12 protein-coding genes and 5 pseudogenes are annotated in these 17,966 nt (G+C 52.2%); 8 read left to right on the top strand and 9 right to left on the bottom strand.

The window, feature by feature from the left end; genetic code table 11:
- Nucleotides 1-333: 333 nt before the first annotated feature.
- A complete protein-coding gene (fadH, locus tag BHE85_RS24480) occupies nucleotides 334-2,352 on the top strand; it encodes an NADPH-dependent 2,4-dienoyl-CoA reductase (RefSeq protein WP_000121441.1) in 2,019 nt (672 codons plus the stop codon).
- A gap of 44 nt (nucleotides 2,353-2,396) precedes the next feature.
- Here the strand turns inward: fadH and higA are convergent, their stop codons facing one another.
- From higA to rlmG, 3 genes are all read right to left on the bottom strand, one after another.
- A complete protein-coding gene (higA, locus tag BHE85_RS24475) occupies nucleotides 2,397-2,813 on the bottom strand; it encodes a type II toxin-antitoxin system antitoxin HigA (protein ID WP_000560271.1) in 417 nt (138 codons plus the stop codon).
- Nucleotides 2,810-3,124 carry a type II toxin-antitoxin system toxin HigB gene (higB, locus tag BHE85_RS24470; protein ID WP_000550185.1) on the bottom strand — a complete coding sequence of 105 codons (315 nt, stop codon included), beginning with the start codon at nucleotides 3,122-3,124 and terminating at the stop codon, nucleotides 2,810-2,812. The genes higA and higB overlap by 4 nt, the downstream gene beginning before the upstream one ends.
- 284 nt (nucleotides 3,125-3,408) lie before the next feature.
- Entirely contained in the window at nucleotides 3,409-4,545 is a 1,137-nt protein-coding gene (rlmG, locus tag BHE85_RS24465) for a 23S rRNA (guanine(1835)-N(2))-methyltransferase RlmG (protein ID WP_039064255.1), read from the bottom strand.
- Between the two features lie 84 nt (nucleotides 4,546-4,629).
- Between rlmG and BHE85_RS24460 the strand changes: the two genes are divergently transcribed.
- From BHE85_RS24460 to sstT, 5 genes are all read left to right on the top strand, one after another.
- Nucleotides 4,630-5,133, top strand: coding sequence for a M48 metallopeptidase family protein (locus BHE85_RS24460; protein ID WP_001295542.1), 504 nt, complete (start codon nucleotides 4,630-4,632; stop codon nucleotides 5,131-5,133).
- Nucleotides 5,134-5,209: 76 nt separating this feature from the next.
- Nucleotides 5,210-5,893, top strand: coding sequence for a SanA/YdcF family protein (locus tag BHE85_RS24455; protein WP_001183038.1), 684 nt, complete (start codon nucleotides 5,210-5,212; stop codon nucleotides 5,891-5,893).
- 78 nt (nucleotides 5,894-5,971) lie between these two features.
- Nucleotides 5,972-6,958, top strand: a complete 987-nt coding sequence (locus tag BHE85_RS24450; protein WP_039064270.1) for a Gfo/Idh/MocA family protein — start codon at nucleotides 5,972-5,974, stop codon at nucleotides 6,956-6,958.
- A gap of 283 nt (nucleotides 6,959-7,241) precedes the next feature.
- The gene (gene alx / locus BHE85_RS24445) at nucleotides 7,242-8,207 is read left to right on the top strand and encodes a TerC family membrane protein Alx (RefSeq protein ID WP_001098801.1); all 966 of its coding nucleotides are present in this window, start codon (nucleotides 7,242-7,244) and stop codon (nucleotides 8,205-8,207) included.
- 615 nt (nucleotides 8,208-8,822) lie between these two features.
- Entirely contained in the window at nucleotides 8,823-10,067 is a 1,245-nt protein-coding gene (sstT, locus tag BHE85_RS24440; RefSeq protein ID WP_000211646.1) for a serine/threonine transporter SstT, read from the top strand.
- Nucleotides 10,068-10,071: 4 nt separating this feature from the next.
- Here the strand turns inward: sstT and BHE85_RS24435 are convergent.
- The 3 genes and pseudogenes from BHE85_RS24435 to uxaC form a co-directional block, all read right to left on the bottom strand.
- A pseudogene (locus BHE85_RS24435) lies at nucleotides 10,072-10,624 on the bottom strand (YgjV family protein).
- Nucleotides 10,625-10,706: 82 nt separating this feature from the next.
- Nucleotides 10,707-12,194 (bottom strand): annotated as a pseudogene (uxaA, locus tag BHE85_RS24430) (altronate dehydratase).
- Between the two features lie 14 nt (nucleotides 12,195-12,208).
- On the bottom strand, nucleotides 12,209-13,621 hold the full coding sequence (gene uxaC, locus BHE85_RS24425) for a glucuronate isomerase (RefSeq protein WP_000187442.1): 1,413 nt from the start codon (nucleotides 13,619-13,621) through the stop codon (nucleotides 12,209-12,211).
- Between the two features lie 482 nt (nucleotides 13,622-14,103).
- On the opposite strand from uxaC, the gene exuT reads away from it, so the two are divergent.
- Nucleotides 14,104-15,402, top strand: coding sequence for a hexuronate transporter ExuT (gene exuT / locus BHE85_RS24420; protein WP_004985965.1), 1,299 nt, complete (start codon nucleotides 14,104-14,106; stop codon nucleotides 15,400-15,402).
- Nucleotides 15,403-15,489: 87 nt separating this feature from the next.
- Here exuT and BHE85_RS26905 read toward each other — a convergent pair.
- The 3 pseudogenes from BHE85_RS26905 to BHE85_RS26495 all read right to left on the bottom strand — a co-directional run.
- A pseudogene (locus BHE85_RS26905) lies at nucleotides 15,490-16,579 on the bottom strand (CfaE/CblD family pilus tip adhesin).
- Nucleotides 16,576-17,463 (bottom strand): annotated as a pseudogene (locus BHE85_RS24405) (CS1-pili formation C-terminal domain-containing protein); the annotation flags it as partial. The pseudogenes BHE85_RS24405 and BHE85_RS26905, both read right to left, overlap by 4 nt.
- Before the next feature lie 4 nt (nucleotides 17,464-17,467).
- Nucleotides 17,468-17,602, bottom strand: a pseudogene (locus tag BHE85_RS26495) (integrase core domain-containing protein); the annotation flags it as partial.
- A gap of 57 nt (nucleotides 17,603-17,659) precedes the next feature.
- On the opposite strand from BHE85_RS26495, the gene BHE85_RS24395 reads away from it, so the two are divergent.
- Nucleotides 17,660-17,966 (top strand): transposase (locus tag BHE85_RS24395; RefSeq protein WP_032219445.1); only part of this gene is annotated, 307 nt, incomplete at its 3' end.

The raw sequence follows: 17,966 nt of genomic DNA, 5'->3' as shown, positions 1-17,966 counted from the left end.
CAACTGCACCGCGCCACTGGCGGATGCGGCGTGAACGCCTTATCCGCCCTACATGTGCGTTCCCCGTAGGTCGGATAAGACGCGACAAGCGTCGCATCCGGCATCTGCACCGTCGCCACTGGCGGATGCGGCGTGAACGCCTTATCCGCCCTACATGTGCAATCCCCCAGGCCGGATAAAACACGGCAAGCGTCGCATCCGGCGTTACCACCGGGCGTATTCTTTTTGAATCCCATCACAAACCCCGCACTCCCCTTTTCCCTTTTCTCCGGCGACGGCTAAATTAGAACTCATCCGACCACATAACAATTATTTTACATACTGGACAATTTTATGAGCTACCCGTCGCTGTTCGCCCCGCTGGATTTAGGTTTTACCACGTTAAAAAACCGCGTGTTGATGGGCTCAATGCACACCGGGCTGGAGGAATACCCGGACGGTGCCGAGCGGCTGGCAGCGTTTTATGCCGAACGCGCCCGTCACGGCGTGGCGCTGATTGTCAGCGGCGGCATTGCACCAGATTTAACAGGCGTTGGCATGGAAGGTGGCGCAATGCTCAACGACGCCAGCCAGATCCCACACCATCGCACCATTACCGAAGCGGTACATCAGGAAGGCGGCAAAATAGCCCTGCAAATTTTGCATACCGGGCGCTACAGCTACCAACCGCATCTGGTCGCTCCCTCCGCATTGCAGGCCCCCATCAACCGTTTCGTTCCTCACGAACTCACCCATGAAGAGATCCTGCAACTGATCGACGATTTCGCCCACTGCGCGCAACTGGCACGGGAGGCAGGATACGACGGTGTAGAGGTAATGGGGTCCGAAGGGTATTTGATCAACGAATTTCTGACGCTGCACACCAATCAGCGTAGTGACCAGTGGGGCGGCGATTACCGCAACCGGATGCGATTTGCCGTAGAAGTAGTGCGTGCGGTGCGCGAACGCGTCGGCAACGACTTCATTATTATCTACCGACTGTCGATGCTCGACCTGGTCGAAGACGGCGGGACTTTTGCCGAAACGGTAGAGCTGGCGCAGGCCATTGAAGCGGCGGGCGCGACCATTATCAACACCGGCATTGGCTGGCATGAAGCACGTATTCCGACCATTGCCACGCCCGTGCCGCGCGGCGCATTTAGCTGGGTCACGCGCAAACTGAAAGGCCACGTCTCGCTGCCGCTGGTAACCACCAACCGGATTAACGATCCGCAGGTTGCCGACGATATTCTCTCGCGCGGCGATGCCGATATGGTATCGATGGCACGACCGTTTCTTGCTGATGCGGAACTGCTGTCAAAAGCGCAATCGGGGCGAGCCGATGAGATCAACACCTGCATTGGCTGCAATCAGGCCTGCCTCGATCAGATCTTCGTTGGCAAAGTCACCTCGTGCCTGGTGAATCCTCGCGCCTGCCACGAAACCAAAATGCCAATCCTTCCTGCCGTGCAGAAAAAAAATCTGGCGGTGGTCGGTGCGGGACCTGCTGGGCTGGCGTTTGCCATTAACGCGGCGGCGCGTGGGCATCAGGTAACATTGTTTGATGCCCACAGCGAGAGCGGCGGGCAGTTTAATATCGCCAAACAGATCCCCGGCAAAGAGGAGTTTTACGAAACGCTGCGCTATTACCACCGGATGATCGAAGTGACGGGCGTGACGCTGAAACTCAATCACACCGTGACGGCGGATCAGTTACAGGCGTTCGATGAAACGATCCTCGCCAGTGGGATCGTGCCGCGCGTTCCGCCTATCGACGGGATCGATCATCCGAAGGTATTGAGTTATCTCGATGTACTGCGCGACAAAGCGCCGGTAGGCAACAAGGTTGCCATCATCGGTTGTGGCGGGATTGGTTTTGATACGGCGATGTATTTAAGTCAGCCGGGCGAATCCACCAGCCAGAATATCGCCAGGTTCTGTAATGAGTGGGGGATCGACAGCAGCCTACAACAGGCTGGTGGCTTAAGCCCGCAGGGAATGCAGATCCCGCGTAGCCCACGGCAAATTGTGATGCTCCAGCGCAAAGCCAGCAAACCGGGACAGGGGTTAGGCAAAACCACCGGCTGGATCCATCGCACCACCCTGCTCTCGCGGGGTGTGAAAATGATCCCAGGCGTAAGTTATCAGAAGATTGACGATGACGGGCTGCATGTGGTGATCAACGGCGAAACGCAGGTATTAGCTGTGGACAATGTGGTGATCTGCGCAGGGCAAGAGCCAAACCGCGCGCTGGCGCAACCGCTGATTGATAGCGGGAAAACTGTGCATTTAATTGGCGGCTGCGATGTGGCTATGGAGCTGAACGCACGACGGGCAATTGCCCAGGGAACACGGCTGGCGCTGGAGATTTAAATCGTTATTTGAAGCGCCGGATGCAACGCATCCGGCACGTCGCGTTAATCAATAAACAAGGCGGGAGAAATGCCGAATCGCGTTGCCAATTTTTTAGCGTGTTCCAGCGTTAATTTCCTCTTCCCGCTCAAAACGCGTGACACCATAGATTTACTGCCAATTTCCGGCAGATCGGCAAGGGTTAAACCATATTGATCCATAAGGGTACGAATCACGGCTATACCGCCAGGCATGGCTTGAGCCATGGCATTAAATTCCGCAAATTCGGGCGCTGATTCTTCCCACGCGGTTATTTTGGCACACACCAGATCCAGCAAGGGGTTTTCAGGATCGTTGAGCAGCAGATGATCTACCAGTTCCAGCGCCTGGGTGTATTGTTCCTCGTTCTGAATACCCGCCAGAAAAGGTACCACCGCAGTTAGCTTTTCTCCTGCTTGCAAGATGTCGGCAATCGCAATCATTTTTTCCCCTTAGTACGATGAACAGCGGTAAAGAAATCGTATTCTTTATGCGTCATAACTTCACGTATGTAGCACTTTTGCGATTCAAAAAAGACCATTGCTACAACACGTAATTCATTGCCCCCAACATTGAAAACATAATGCTTATCCAGATATTTGAAGTTATCCAGAGATGGGAATACTGCTTTTAATGACTCAGGTTTTTTGAAATATCCCTTAGCAATCATGTTCCCCAGAGCCACCAACTCCGTTTTATGTTGCGGGTATTTTTCCGCAGCATCTTTCAATGCTTTTTGAGTTATCAGGTGCATTCTTCATCACGTCCGTTGACAAATTGGCAATATGATAACATCCGTTGACAGATTGGCAACGTATGAATTTATCTGTGTGACGGAAGAATAAACGTAGAAAAACGCTAAACAAGAGAATGTAGAGGATGGTGAGAGGGATTTTTTGTTTTATGGAAGCGCGATTCCAGAACTGGGCAGACATTGCCGGATGCGACGCTTGCCGCGTCTTATCCGGCCTGGGAGTAACGTGCTGAACGTAGGCCGGATAAGGCGTTAACGCCGCATCCGGCAGGTAACTCCCAATCTTACCGACGACGCCCCAGCTTCACTGCTTTCAGCACCACAAATTTATTATTCGTGGCGATGGTGGTGCAGTTGCCGAAAATCTTCTTCAGTTTATGGAAGTAATCCAGGTGACGGTTGGCAACAATATACAGCTCGCCGTTGATTTTCAGGCAGCGGCGGGCATGGTGGAACATCTCCCAGGCGACGTTATCGGTCAGCGCATGTTGTTGGTGAAACGGCGGGTTGCAGAGCACAGCATTAAAGCGGAAAGGCTCCACGCCGGAGAGCGCGTTGTTGATCATAAACTCGCTGCGATCCAACGCCTCTGGCATGTTGGTTTCAACGTTCAAACGGCTGGAAGCAACCGCCATCGGCGATTCATCGACAAACACCACTTTCGCCTGCGGATTTTTATCAAGCAGCGTCAGACCAATAACGCCATTACCGCAACCGAGATCGACAATCTCCCCTTCGAGATTCTCTGGCAGATGTTGCATAAAGAAGCGCGCGCCGATATCAAGCCCGGTGCGGGAGAAGACATTCGCATGGTTATGGATAGTCCAGTCAGTACCTTCCAGCTTCCAGCTAACGGTCTGCGGCGCATCGGCCAGCGGCGGTTCATTGAACGTGCAATTAATCAGGCGCGCTTTTTTCCATGCCAGCGTGGTGGTGGTCGGGCCGAGCACTTTTTCGAACAGTTCCAGCGTGGAAGTGTGAATGTCACGGGCTTTGGCACCGGCAATAATACGTGTATCCGACGTGACCACTTTGCGCAGCGCACGCAGTTGTTGTTCCAGCAATGCCAGTGTTTTCGGCACTTTGATCAGCACCACACCCGGCTGTTGCGGGTAGTCGGCGGTGCTGTCGAGAAACTTCACGCTCGACTCATCAATCCCGTTGAGGCGTAAATTCTCGCGCGTCGCCAGTTCACTGATGTATGAGTCGCCAATGCTGTACGGCTTATGTTCCGCCAGCGCGCAGCTTAACGCACCAAAGGCATCATTCAGGATCAACACCGGGCCGCGGATTTCTGTGTCGTCCAACTGTTGCAGCAAATATTCATCCGCCGCTTCCCACGACTGTAGCGGGTTAACGTCATCCGTCGCCGGAAAACGTTGTAGTGTCAGTGAACGGAAACCGTTGTCTAAGTGGCTCATCGGCCCTCCTGAATGATAAAATTTCGACGTTGCCCCTGAAAAGGGTGCGTGAGTATACCCTTTTTCTCTTTTTCGTGGGCGGTTATGAGCAATCTTACTTATCTTCAGGGTTATCCCGAGCAGCTACTTTCCCAGGTGCGAACGCTGATTAACGAACAGCGTCTGGGCGATGTGCTGGCAAAACGCTATCCGGGAACACACGACTACGCCACCGATAAAGCCCTCTGGCAATATACTCAGGATCTAAAAAATCAGTTTCTGCGCAATGCCCCGCCGATCAATAAAGTGATGTATGACAATAAGATCCATGTGCTAAAAAACGCGCTCGGGTTACATACCGCTGTTTCTCGTGTGCAGGGCGGCAAGCTGAAAGCAAAAGCAGAGATCCGCGTCGCTACTGTGTTTCGCAACGCGCCGGAACCGTTTTTACGTATGATCGTGGTGCACGAACTGGCGCACCTGAAGGAGAAAGAGCATAACAAAGCGTTTTACCAGTTGTGCTGCCATATGGAGCCGCAGTACCACCAGCTGGAGTTCGACACCCGGCTGTGGCTAACGCAGTTGTCGCTTGGGCAGGACAAAATCTGAAAATGATGTCAGGCGTTATCTTTTCTTTCTTTAGCGCCTAAAATCGACCTCCCCCCTTTCGTTAAGGATAACGACCATGCAGCCCCGCCTTCTTCTCCGTATTTGTTTTTCTCGCCGGACTCTAAAGATTGCCTGCTTACTGTTACTTGTGGCAGGAGCGACCATTTTTATCGCCGATCGAGTAATGGTCAACGCCAGCAAGCAGCTGACCTGGAGCGATGTCAACGCAGTTCCGGCGCGTAACGTGGGCTTATTGCTGGGGGCCAGGCCGGGTAATCGCTACTTTACCCGACGTATTGATACCGCAGCAGCGTTGTACCACGCCGGAAAAGTGAAATGGCTACTGGTAAGTGGCGATAACGGACGTAAAAATTACGATGAAGCATCAGGTATGCAGAAGGCTTTGATCGCTAAAGGCGTACCGGCGAAAGTGATCTTCTGCGACTATGCCGGATTCTCAACGCTGGATTCGGTAGTGCGTGCCAAAAAGGTTTTTGGTGAAAACCATATCACCATTATCTCGCAAGAATTTCATAACCAACGCGCCATCTGGCTGGCAAAACAGTACAGCATCGACGCTATCGGTTTTAACGCGCCTGACCTCAATATGAAGCACGGTTTTTATACTCAACTGCGAGAGAAACTCGCTCGTGTCAGCGCCGTGATTGACGCCAAAATCCTCCATAGCCAGCCGAAATATCTCGGGCCATCGGTCATGATTGGGCCGTTTAGTGAGCATGGCTGTCCGGCAAAAGAATAATGCGTATCTGCGCACGTCGAAGATGAAAAAGGCGTGCTACATTGACGACAGAATCCCTTTATGGAGTATCCACGCGTTATGATACGTTTCGCTGTGATTGGTACGAACTGGATCACTCGCCAGTTCGTCGAGGCCGCCCATGAGAGCGGTAAATACAAGTTAACCGCCGTATATTCCCGCAGCCTTGAACAGGCCCAGCACTTCGCCAATGATTTTTCTGTCGAGCATCTGTTTACCTCGCTGGAAGCGATGGCGGAAAGCGATGCCATTGACGCGGTGTATATTGCCAGCCCGAATGCCCTGCACTTTTCCCAGACACAACTTTTCCTTAGCCATAAAATTCATGTGATTTGCGAGAAACCACTGGCGTCGAATCTGGCGGAAGTGGATGCCGCCATTGCCTGTGCGCGGGAAAATCAGGTGGTGCTGTTTGAGGCATTTAAAACCGCCAGCCTGCCGAACTTTCATTTGCTGCGCCAGGCGCTGCCGAAAGTCGGCAAATTGCGTAAAGTCTTTTTCAACTATTGCCAGTATTCCTCGCGGTATCAACGTTACCTGGATGGTGAGAATCCCAACACCTTTAATCCGGCATTCTCTAACGGTTCAATTATGGATATCGGCTTTTACTGCCTGGCGTCGGCGGTGGCATTATTCGGTGAACCGAAAAGCGTGCAGGCAACCGCCAGTTTGTTGGCAAGCGGCGTAGATGCCCACGGCGTGGTGGTGATGGATTACGGTGATTTCAGCGTTACGTTGCTGCACTCAAAGGTCAGTGATTCTGTCCTGGAAAGCGAGATTCAGGGCGAAGCGGGATCGCTGGTGATTGAAAAACTGTCTGAATGCCAGAAACTGTGCTTCGTGCCGCGTGGCAGCCAGATGCAGGATCTCACCCAGCCGCAGCATATTAATACCATGCTCTACGAAGCAGAGCTGTTTGCTACCCTGGTGGATGAGCATCTGGTGGATCATCCAGGGCTGGCGGTCAGTCGCATCACCGCCAAACTGCTGACTGAGATCCGCCGCCAGACTGGGGTGATTTTTCCGGCAGATAGCGTAAAACTATAATTGCCAAAGTAAAACAGTGTAAAAGGTATGTAACAGACCATTGACTGGCTGAATGGTCTGTCATACTTTGTTACCTGCAAAGGGGAGTAACTTCATTGCCGGTCGATCGTCATTACGATGTGTGAAAAACCACATCCGGTCACCGGGCACCCCGAAAGGAATACGCAGACGTATTCCTTTTTTGTTGTAAGTGAGACCTTGCCGGAAGGCGAGGTCTATGCATAAAAAGCAGCGGCTGACGTCTTCCGACGTTGGCCGTTTTTTTTATGTGTAAGGAACTTCTATGAATACTGTCGGCACGCCGTTGCTATGGGGCGGATTCGCTGTTGTTGTCGCCATTATGCTGGCTATCGACCTGTTGTTGCAGGGGCGTCGTGGGGCACATGCCATGACCATGAAACAGGCTGCGGCCTGGTCGCTGGTTTGGGTGACGCTGTCGTTACTGTTTAACGCCGCTTTCTGGTGGTATCTGGTGCAAACCGAAGGTCGCGCCGTTGCCGATCCACAGGCACTGGCCTTTCTCACGGGTTATCTGATTGAGAAATCGCTGGCGGTCGATAACGTCTTTGTCTGGCTGATGTTGTTCAGCTATTTCTCTGTTCCGGCGGCATTACAACGCCGCGTGCTGGTGTATGGCGTGCTCGGGGCGATTGTTCTGCGTACCATCATGATCTTCACTGGCAGCTGGCTAATTTCGCAGTTCGACTGGATCCTGTATATCTTCGGTGCCTTCCTGCTGTTTACCGGCGTGAAGATGGCGCTCGCCCATGAAGATGAATCAGGCATTGGCGACAAGCCGCTGGTGCGCTGGCTACGCGGTCATTTGCGCATGACCGACACCATCGACAACGAGCATTTCTTTGTGCGTAAGAATGGATTGCTGTACGCCACACCGCTGATGCTGGTACTGATTCTGGTGGAATTGAGCGACGTGATTTTCGCCGTGGATAGCATTCCGGCTATCTTCGCCGTGACCACTGACCCGTTCATTGTGCTGACCTCAAACCTGTTTGCGATCCTCGGCCTGCGTGCGATGTATTTCCTGCTGGCGGGCGTAGCAGAGCGTTTCTCGATGCTCAAATATGGCCTGGCGGTGATCCTGGTGTTTATCGGTATCAAGATGCTGATTGTCGACTTCTACCATATTCCAATCGCCGTCTCGCTGGGCGTGGTGTTTGGCATTCTGGTGATGACGTTTATTATCAACGCCAGGGTGAATTATCGGCATGATAAGCAGCGGGGAGAATGATTCGCTGTATATTAAGCCATTCCTAGAGATAACTCATTCCAGACAAAGGTGAGCTATTAATTATGTAATTGGCTTGTAGCTCTTTACAAAAAGACCGCACGGGTGTTGGTGGCGTCAAAATCGCCGAAGCGTTCCCTGGAGGCCGGGGCGACGCGCATGGATGCGCGGCGAGGGCGCATCTTACAGGGACGTTCCCTTGCGCCCGACCCGGTAGCCGCAAGGGATAAGCTGAGGGAATCGCGCAGCGGCGATTTTGTTCGCCAGAGCCTGGGGGTGCAGGGGGCGGCGGCGATTGGCTGCCCCCTGCGCGCTCCCTGCGCCAGTGACTTTATATGGCATAGCACATTAAAGGAGCGCAACCGTTCTCATATTCCAAATAGTTTTGCCCATATGTTATCTAATCAGCCTTAGTAGCCAGTCCTTCCCTCTGTTTATGTCAAACAAATGTAACAATTAAGTTGCAAAATATGACCTCTCTTTAAAATCCAGCATTTTTCGCTTCCCGAAGCTGTAACTTTCCTTATACTCGACCTTGCAAACACTTTGTTACATCCTGAAAGATGCGTCGACAGAACGCACCAGGGATGTGCGACAACACAATGAAAGGATCGAAAAATGACTACGCAACGTTCACCGGGGCTATTCCGGCGTCTGGCTCATGGCAGCCTGGTAAAACAAATCCTGGTCGGCCTTGTTCTGGGGATTCTTCTGGCATGGATCTCAAAACCCGCGGCGGAAGCTGTTGGTCTGTTAGGTACTTTGTTCGTCGGCGCACTGAAAGCCGTTGCCCCCATCCTGGTGTTGATGCTGGTGATGGCATCTATTGCTAACCACCAGCACGGGCAGAAAACCAATATCCGCCCTATTTTGTTCCTCTATCTGCTGGGTACCTTCTCTGCTGCTCTGGCCGCAGTCGTTTTCAGCTTCGCCTTCCCTTCTACCCTGCACTTATCCAGTAGCGCGGGTGATATTTCGCCACCGTCAGGCATTGTAGAAGTGATGCGCGGGCTGGTAATGAGCATGGTTTCCAACCCCATCGACGCGCTGCTGAAAGGTAACTACATCGGGATCCTGGTGTGGGCAATTGGCCTCGGTTTCGCACTGCGTCACGGTAACGAGACCACCAAAAACCTGGTCAACGATCTGTCGAATGCCGTCACCTTTATGGTGAAACTGGTCATTCGCTTCGCACCGATTGGTATTTTTGGTCTGGTTTCTTCTACCCTGGCAACCACCGGTTTCTCCACACTGTGGGGCTACGCGCAACTGCTGGTCGTGCTGGTTGGCTGTATGTTACTGGTGGCGCTGGTGGTTAACCCATTGCTGGTGTGGTGGAAAATTCGTCGTAACCCGTTCCCGCTGGTGCTGCTGTGCCTGCGCGAAAGCGGCGTGTATGCCTTCTTCACCCGCAGCTCTGCGGCGAACATTCCGGTGAATATGGCACTGTGTGAAAAGCTGAATCTGGATCGCGATACCTATTCCGTTTCTATTCCGCTGGGTGCCACCATCAATATGGCGGGCGCAGCAATCACCATTACCGTGTTGACGCTGGCTGCGGTTAATACGCTGGGTATCCCGGTCGATCTGCCCACGGCGCTGCTGTTGAGCGTGGTGGCTTCTCTGTGTGCCTGTGGCGCATCCGGCGTGGCGGGGGGTTCTCTGCTGCTGATCCCGCTGGCCTGTAATATGTTCGGTATTTCGAACGATATCGCCATGCAGGTGGTTGCCGTCGGCTTTATCATCGGCGTATTGCAGGACTCTTGCGAAACCGCGCTGAACTCTTCAACTGACGTGCTGTTCACTGCGGCAGCTTGCCAGGCGGAAGACGATCGTCTGGCAAATAGCGCCCTGCGTAATTAATTGTTTAACCCCTTTCGTCTACGGCGGGAGGGGTTTTCTCTACTTTAAACGGATCAATTCCCCTTTTCTGCATCCGCCAGAAACGAATGATATTCAAGCCATTCATAAGCAGAAAACTACCCTCAATCATTGTGCCGCCTATCGACCCCGCCCAGAAGTTGTGAATCACCCAGCAACACGTTGAAAACCACATCACGCAGCGCATGGTGAGCCCTTTACAGCGGAACAGCGCCCTGGTACTGACAATCGTACCGATAACCGGCAATAGTTCGACAGGATGATGGAACTTCGCGAGGCCAATTCCGCCAGTCAGCACAATAAAAATCGCCATTACCCATAAGCTGCGCGTGCGTAAGGATAATCAATGTACGAATGGCATTAAGGATGGCACTGGCACCAGCGGGATAGGTGCCCAGAAGAAAAAAATGTACGCCAATAACGGCGCTATAGACCGAAAGCTGCTTTTTGAAGCGACGGTCGTCACGATTGAAAAATGTTGTGATACCAATCAGAAAGGCGATGAAACCCACGCCCTGGGCCAGCCAATACGCGGTCATGATAAATCCTTATCAGGTATGGAAAAGCAAACGGCGCTTCACATTATGAAACGCCGTTTTTTATTAACAACTCATTTCGACTTTATAGCGTTACGCCGCTTTTGAAGATCGCCAGTTCGCGGAAGTCGTTACGCTCGTTGCAGGTTTGTTTACCGTTGGCAAACTCAACGATGGTGTCGATAAATTCTTCCAGCAACTGCGGCATCGCTTTACCGTGGATCAGCTGACCCGCGTCAAAGTCGAGCCAGTGTTTTTTCTTCGCCGCCAGTTCACTGTTGGTGGCGATTTTCACCGTCGGCACAAATCCACCGTATGGCGTGCCGCGACCAGTACTGAACAGCACCATATGGCAGCCCGCACCCGCCAGGGCGCTGGTCGCTACGGCATCGTTACCCGGCGCACTTAACAAGTTCAGCCCTGGCGTTTTCAGACGCTCGCCGTAACGCAGCACGTCAACCACGACACTGGAACCCGCTTTCTGGGTACAGCCAAGTGATTTGTCTTCCAGCGTGGTGATACCGCCCGCTTTGTTCCCCGGTGATGGGTTTTCGTAGATCGGCTGATCATGGGCAATAAAGTACTGTTTAAAGTCGTTGACCATGGTGACCAGTTTTTCAAACGTTGCTTCGTCGCGGCAATGGTCCATCAGCAACTGCTCTGCGCCAAACATCTCCGGCACTTCGGTCAGTACGGTAGTACCGCCGTTAGCAATCACGTAGTCAGAGAAACGCCCCAGCATCGGGTTAGCAGTAATACCAGAAAGACCGTCAGAACCACCGCACTCCAGACCAAACTTCAGTTCGCTGAGTTTGCCTGGCTCGCGTTTATCGTTGCGCATCACGTTATACAGCTGATGCAAATGCTCGATCCCGGCTTCGATCTCATCATCCTGCTGTTGGCAGATCATGAAATGAACGCGTTCAGGATCGATATCGCCCAGCGTTTCACGGAATGCGGCAACCTAGTTGTTTTCACAGCCCAGACCAATCACCAGCACTGCGCCTGCGTTCGGGTGGCGCACCATGTTTTGCAGCATGGTGCGGGTATTAATGTGATCGTCGCCCAGCTGTGAGCAGCCGTAGGTGTGGCTGAAGAGGAACACGCCGTCGGTACCTTCAGCGTTGTTGGTCTCTTTCAGAAAACGGTTCTGGATCTGCCGCGCGATGCCGTTGACACAGCCCACGGTTGGCAGGATCCACAGCTCGTTACGCACCCCGACATCGCCGTTAGCGCGACGATAGATCTGCACTTCACGATCTGCCGCTTGCGCAGGCAGATCCTGAAAATCAGGTTGATAGCGATACTGATCCAGATCGCTCAGATTCGTGCGCGTATTGTGGGCGTGGACGTGTTCCCCCGCCGCAATATCCGCCAATGCATAACCAATCGGCAGGCCATATTTGATGACATTGGCCCCTTTTGCGATATCCGTTAACGCAAATTTATGTCCACGAGCAACATCCTGGCGCAGCGTAACAGTCTGGTTATCGACACTGACTTCTGTGCCTTCAGCCAAATCCGCTAAAGCGACCGCGACGTTATCCAGCGCATGGATCTTGATGTATTGCATATCAACCCCAGACCTTAGTTCAGTTCAATGGCGAAGTAGTCACGCGCATTGTTAAAGCAAATATTTTTCACCATCTCGCCCAGCAGGTTGATGTCCGCCGGTGCTTCGCCCGCTTCCACCCAGCGACCGATCATCTGGCACAGAATGCGGCGGAAGTATTCGTGACGGGTGTATGACAGGAAGCTACGGCTGTCAGTCAGCATACCGACAAAGCGGCTCAGCAAACCGAGCTGCGCCAGTTGGGTCATCTGACGTTCCATACCGTCTTTCTGATCGTTAAACCACCAGCCGGAACCGAACTGCATTTTGCCCGGCATACCTTCGCCCTGGAAGTTACCGATCATGGTGCCCAACACTTCGTTATCGCGCGGGTTCAGGCAGTACAGAATGGTTTTCGGCAGCAGGTTTTCTTCGTTCTGCTTGCTCAGCAGCTTAGACAACTCTTCTGCCATCGGACGGTCGTTGATGGAGTCAAAGCCTACATCCGGCCCCAGCAGTTTGAACTGACGCAGGTTGTTATTACGCAGCGCGCCAATGTGGTACTGCTGTACCCAGCCGCGACGTGCATATTCGGCACCAAGGAACACCAGTACCGCAGTTTTGAACTGTGCCACTTCGTGCTCGCTCAGGGTTTCGCCAGCCAGACGGCGCGCCAGAATGCTGTCCAGTTCCGCTTCGTTCGCTTCAGCAAACATCACCACGTCCAGCGCATGGTCAGACACTTTACAGCCGTGAGCGGCGAAGTGATCCAGACGTTTGGTCAAGGCAGTTTGCAGGTCAGCAAAGCGGCGAATGTCGGTATCGGAAACTTCGCCCAGCTTCGCCATGTAGTCGTTAAAGGTCGCCTGTTCGATGTTGAAGGCTTTGTCCGGACGCCAGCTCGGCAGCACTTTGATGGTGAAAGAGCCGTCTTTGGCGATCTCTGCGTGATGCTCCAGAGAATCGATCGGGTCATCGGTGGTGCCGACCATTTTCACGTTCATCTGCTGCATGATGCCGCGCGCGGAGAAGTTATCCTGCGCCAGCAGTTCGTTACATTCGTTCCAGATTTCATCGGCAGTTGACGGAGAAAGCAATTTGCCAGTGATACCAAACGGACGACGCAGTTCGAGGTGCGTCCAGTGGTATAACGGGTTGCCGATAGTGTGCGGAACAGTCGCCGCCCAGGCGTCAAATTTTTCACGGTCAGACGCATCACCGGTACACAGACGCTCGGCCACACCGTTGGTACGCATAGCGCGCCATTTGTAGTGATCGCCTTTCAGCCAGATGTCATACAGGTTTTTAAAACGATAGTCTTCCGCAATCTGCTGCGGCGGCAAATGGCAATGGTAATCGAAAATCGGCTGGTCTTTTGCGTAGTCGTGATACAGACGGCGGGCAAATTCGGTATCTAACAGGAAATCTTCAGTCATAAACGGAGTCATTTTCGTCTTCCTCTCAACGAGTGAGCTAGCTTGCTTATGGTGCGATGCTGACAAAGTTATCACACCAATTTCCAGAGTCCGAAGATATTTTCGTGAGTTAGATCAATAAACGTAGTTAAAAAAATTACTCTCAAAGTGGTAAATCTCGCTGCAGGCCGCGCCAGTACTGGCCTCGCTGTCGTCAGGTAATGTCCCTACAAATATTCGCACATTTATGATGGCTCTCACCTTTTAAAGTTGTATGACAAGTCATCTTTCTGCCGTCGCAAATCATAAGTCGACGGAATGCAAATTGCCGATTCATTCATTTGTTAGATGAATCGGGTTAACCGGTACGGAAGCCGAATTAGCACGAAACTTTCATGGCAACGTTCGGGGCGTGCCGGTTTTTTTTCGGTTACCCGGTCGTAACTAACATCTTCAGCCTCTGGCGGGATGATGGCCGCGCTTCCTGCGGATATAACAAAACGATGAGGTTTTACATGCGTAAAATTAAAGGGTTACGTTGGTATATGATCGCACTGGTGACGCTTGGCACCGTGCTTGGTTACCTGACGCGTAACACTGTGGCGGCAGCTGCGCCAACTCTGATGGAAGAGTTAAACATCTCCACCCAACAGTATTCCTATATCATCGCAGCCTATTCTGCTGCTTATACGGTCATGCAACCGGTAGCGGGCTATGTACTGGATGTGCTGGGTACGAAAATCGGTTATGCAATGTTTGCTGTACTGTGGGCCGTATTCTGTGGTGCAACCGCGCTGGCTGGTAGCAGGGGTGGCCTGGCGATTGCTCGTGGTGCAGTCGGTGCCGCGGAAGCAGCGATGATCCCGGCGGGTCTGAAAGCCAGCTCCGAATGGTTCCCGGCGAAAGAGCGTTCCATCGCGGTAGGTTACTTTAACGTAGGTTCTTCGATTGGTGCGATGATTGCGCCGCCGCTGGTGGTATGGGCAATCGTAATGCACAGCTGGCAGATGGCATTTATCATCTCCGGTGCATTGAGCTTTATCTGGGCGATGGCATGGCTGATTTTCTATAAACATCCGCGCGACCAGAAGCATCTGACCGATGAAGAACGCGACTATATTATTAATGGTCAGGAAGCCCAGCACCAGGTGAGCACGGCGAAGAAAATGTCCGTTGGTCAGATCCTGCGTAACCGTCAGTTCTGGGGTATCGCGCTGCCGCGTTTCCTGGCAGAACCAGCCTGGGGTACTTTTAACGCGTGGATCCCGCTGTTCATGTTTAAAGTTTACGGCTTTAACCTGAAAGAGATCGCGATGTTCGCCTGGATGCCGATGCTGTTTGCTGACCTCGGTTGTATCCTCGGTGGTTACCTGCCGCCGCTGTTCCAGCGTTGGTTTGGTGTGAACCTGATCGTTTCCCGTAAGATGGTCGTAACGCTGGGTGCAGTGCTGATGATTGGCCCGGGTATGATCGGCCTGTTCACCAACCCGTATGTCGCAATTATGCTGCTGTGTATCGGTGGTTTTGCTCACCAGGCACTGTCTGGCGCGCTGATTACGCTCTCTTCTGACGTGTTCGGTCGTAACGAAGTGGCGACGGCGAACGGTTTAACCGGGATGTCCGCATGGCTGGCAAGTACGCTGTTTTCGCTGGTTGTCGGTGCACTGGCTGACACCATCGGCTTCAGCCCGCTGTTCGCAGTACTGGCAGTGTTCGACCTGTTAGGTGCGCTGGTTATCTGGACCGTGTTGCAGAACAAACCGGCGATTGAGGTAGCGCAGGAATCACATAACGATCCCGCACCGCAACATTAACGTTTAACGTAAGTTATAACGACGAAGCCGCCTTATCAGGCGGCTTCGTCGTTTATATAGAAAAAAGCGTTTGTCCGCTTTGCAGGGTTAATTGATGGTTGGCAAGGAAGGCGTAAAGATTACTGACAATTTGCCCATGTAGTACCCGGCCTGTTTATCCATCACGCTGAATTTATCGACTGCCAGAGCCAAGGGTGTCGGCACACACATCACGGCATAGCGAATACCGGGCAGTACCACCGGACGCACACTTTTCAGGTTAATGCTGTTCCAGACCATATTTTCATTATTGCGCACATCAATTTGCCCACCGGTTTCCGGGTTGTACATTTTGACCCGGTAATCAATGCGTTCTCCCTCGTCGGTAGAGGTTCCTCCCTGACGATAGATAGAGAAGTCACCGTCTCTGCGCCCTGCAGCTGGTCGCCCTTCATCTTTGAGCATGATTTCATAACTGATGGCATTACCGTTAAAACCATCGTACAGGCACATGTCCAACATGGTCAGATCTTGCGCGTAGTTGCTGCCGTTAACGCTTCCTGTTGGATGCAAGTCTAACTGCACCCTCGGCGTGGCGTGGGCGAACTCCGGGAAGAACACGTCAATATGGTTGGGGTCGAGCGTATTCAGGGTAATATTTGCGAAATAGTCCTGGGCCGGGCTGTTCGAATGTAATTTAACTTTCCCCTTCCAGACGCCACCAATCGGCAAATTCTTCATCTCTGTCTGCTCAAGGTAGAGCGTAAGAAACTTTGTATCGTATATATAATAATGTTGACCATCTTCTGTACATGAAGATCTATTAGAATCCTTAAGATTCGTCTGAAGCCCTTTGCCCCCCCTTGCATCCTAGCGGCGCTTCATCGCTACTTACAATGGCTGTTTTAAATCCTTTGAGTTTTACCGGCCAACGCATCCCACTGCGTTGTTCAGTTAAATAGATTTGTACTGTCGATATATTTCCATTAGCTGTACAGGTTTGTTGGAGGTCAGGATACGAACATTCATACCACATATATCCATTATTTCCTGCCGACGCTTCATCCTTCCAGAAGTAATAATCCGCTCTACCAGATGCCAAATCATACGTAATTTCACTGGTCACGTCAGGAGCTGCCTGAACGCCAGTGAGCGTGCCAAACAAGCCCAATATCGCCGCAATCAATCGATTTCTCATGGTGCAACCTCCCTTTGCGCCGTCTGAACGTTTCCACGTAATTTAGGCTGTTTCAACTCCGGTAATTGTGAATAAGTCACCACACTACAAGTAACATCTCCGCTGTAACGAATGCTGGCGCGTTTCTTTTCAACACTCAGTGGACACTTAAGGAATTGCTGCCCGGAAAGCAGATAGAGCTCTTTTTCGCTGCCGTTAATTTCAAGTGTAAATCCGCCATCTTCAGCTACCAGTAACATGGCGCTGTTCAGCCCCACAATCGGGAATTTTTTCACCGCTGCCGGCAGTAATAAACGACCGATATAGTTGTAGTTAAAGCTGGCAGACACTTCGCGATAGCGCAGCTTGCCAGGCAACAACATTAATTCACGATTCCCTGCACCGTTAATGATGTTTGTTGTCCCCTGCTGATTGCCCTGGCTACTGTCGTTAACCTCAACAAAACCAGACTGAAATCCAGGATAAGGGAACAACACACTGTCGCTTTGACCAAGCTGCAAAGTTCGGCTGCCTGCCACCCGCGCTTCGAGTTGCAGATCCTGACTCTCTTCATCCTGTTCAGAGAAGCCTTTCACATCCACCAATACCGCACCCAGCAAATCGTCTGTACCACTGGCTCCCAAATTAACGCCATAGCGACTGACAGCCAGCGTAGAGCTATAAGTGCCCGTAAAGGCCGAAAGATGATCATGATTCTTACGGTCATAACTATCAGATACGGTAGCGTAGACATTTCCGTATTGCCCATCCCAACGCCCGTTAACCGCGCTGTTTATGGTATCGGTGTTCAGGCCTCCGACGGTTACGCCAAGTTCTTTATGGCTGAATGAATCATTATAAAAGGTATGCGATAACTGCCATGACGTTTGATCGCCATTGGATTTGCCCCTATATTTCCAGACATCTGTTATCACTTAACCCATTACAAGCCCGCTGCCGCAGATATTCCCGTGGCGAGCGATAACCCAGCGCACTATGCGGATGCCATTCGTTATAATGCTCGAACGCCTCTGCAAGGTTCTTTGCTGAACCGCCCCGGGAATCCTGGAGACTAAACTCCCTGAGAAAGAGGTAAACAGGATGACTAAAAATACTCGTTTTTCCCCCGAAGTCCGTCAGAGGGCGATTCGTATGGTTCTGGAAAGTCAGGGCGAATATGACTCACAGTGGGCGGCAATTTGTTCCATTGCCCCAAAGATTGGCTGTACACCGGAGACTCTGCGTGTCTGGGTACGCCAGCATGAGCGGGATACCGGAGGCGGTGATGGCGGGCTCACCACCGCTGAACGTCAGCGTCTGAAAGAGCTGGAACGTGAAAATCGTGAACTGCGCCGCAGTAACGATATCCTTCGCCAGGCTTCCGCTTATTTTGCGAAGGCGGAGTTCG

The sequence above is a fragment of the Shigella sp. FC1567 genome (genome assembly GCF_001743015.1).
Taxonomy (GTDB): domain Bacteria; phylum Pseudomonadota; class Gammaproteobacteria; order Enterobacterales; family Enterobacteriaceae; genus Escherichia; species Escherichia coli.
Note: the sequence above shows the minus strand (reverse complement) of the source record. Positions and strands in the feature narration are given on the sequence as shown.

What these genes read in the sequence shown, in the direction of transcription:
- higA (WP_000560271.1), bottom strand. Translation starts at nt 2,813, where the DNA reads ATGATTGCGATTGCCGACATCTTGCAAGCAGGAGAAAAGCTAACTGCG.
- higB (WP_000550185.1), bottom strand. Translation starts at nt 3,124, where the DNA reads ATGCACCTGATAACTCAAAAAGCATTGAAAGATGCTGCGGAAAAATAC.
- alx (WP_001098801.1), top strand. Translation starts at nt 7,242, where the DNA reads ATGAATACTGTCGGCACGCCGTTGCTATGGGGCGGATTCGCTGTTGTT.
- uxaC (WP_000187442.1), bottom strand. Translation starts at nt 13,621, where the DNA reads ATGACTCCGTTTATGACTGAAGATTTCCTGTTAGATACCGAATTTGCC.
- sstT (WP_000211646.1), top strand. Translation starts at nt 8,823, where the DNA reads ATGACTACGCAACGTTCACCGGGGCTATTCCGGCGTCTGGCTCATGGC.
- BHE85_RS24450 (WP_039064270.1), top strand. Translation starts at nt 5,972, where the DNA reads ATGATACGTTTCGCTGTGATTGGTACGAACTGGATCACTCGCCAGTTC.
- exuT (WP_004985965.1), top strand. Translation starts at nt 14,104, where the DNA reads ATGCGTAAAATTAAAGGGTTACGTTGGTATATGATCGCACTGGTGACG.
- BHE85_RS24455 (WP_001183038.1), top strand. Translation starts at nt 5,210, where the DNA reads ATGCAGCCCCGCCTTCTTCTCCGTATTTGTTTTTCTCGCCGGACTCTA.
- fadH (WP_000121441.1), top strand. Translation starts at nt 334, where the DNA reads ATGAGCTACCCGTCGCTGTTCGCCCCGCTGGATTTAGGTTTTACCACG.
- BHE85_RS24460 (WP_001295542.1), top strand. Translation starts at nt 4,630, where the DNA reads ATGAGCAATCTTACTTATCTTCAGGGTTATCCCGAGCAGCTACTTTCC.
- rlmG (WP_039064255.1), bottom strand. Translation starts at nt 4,545, where the DNA reads ATGAGCCACTTAGACAACGGTTTCCGTTCACTGACACTACAACGTTTT.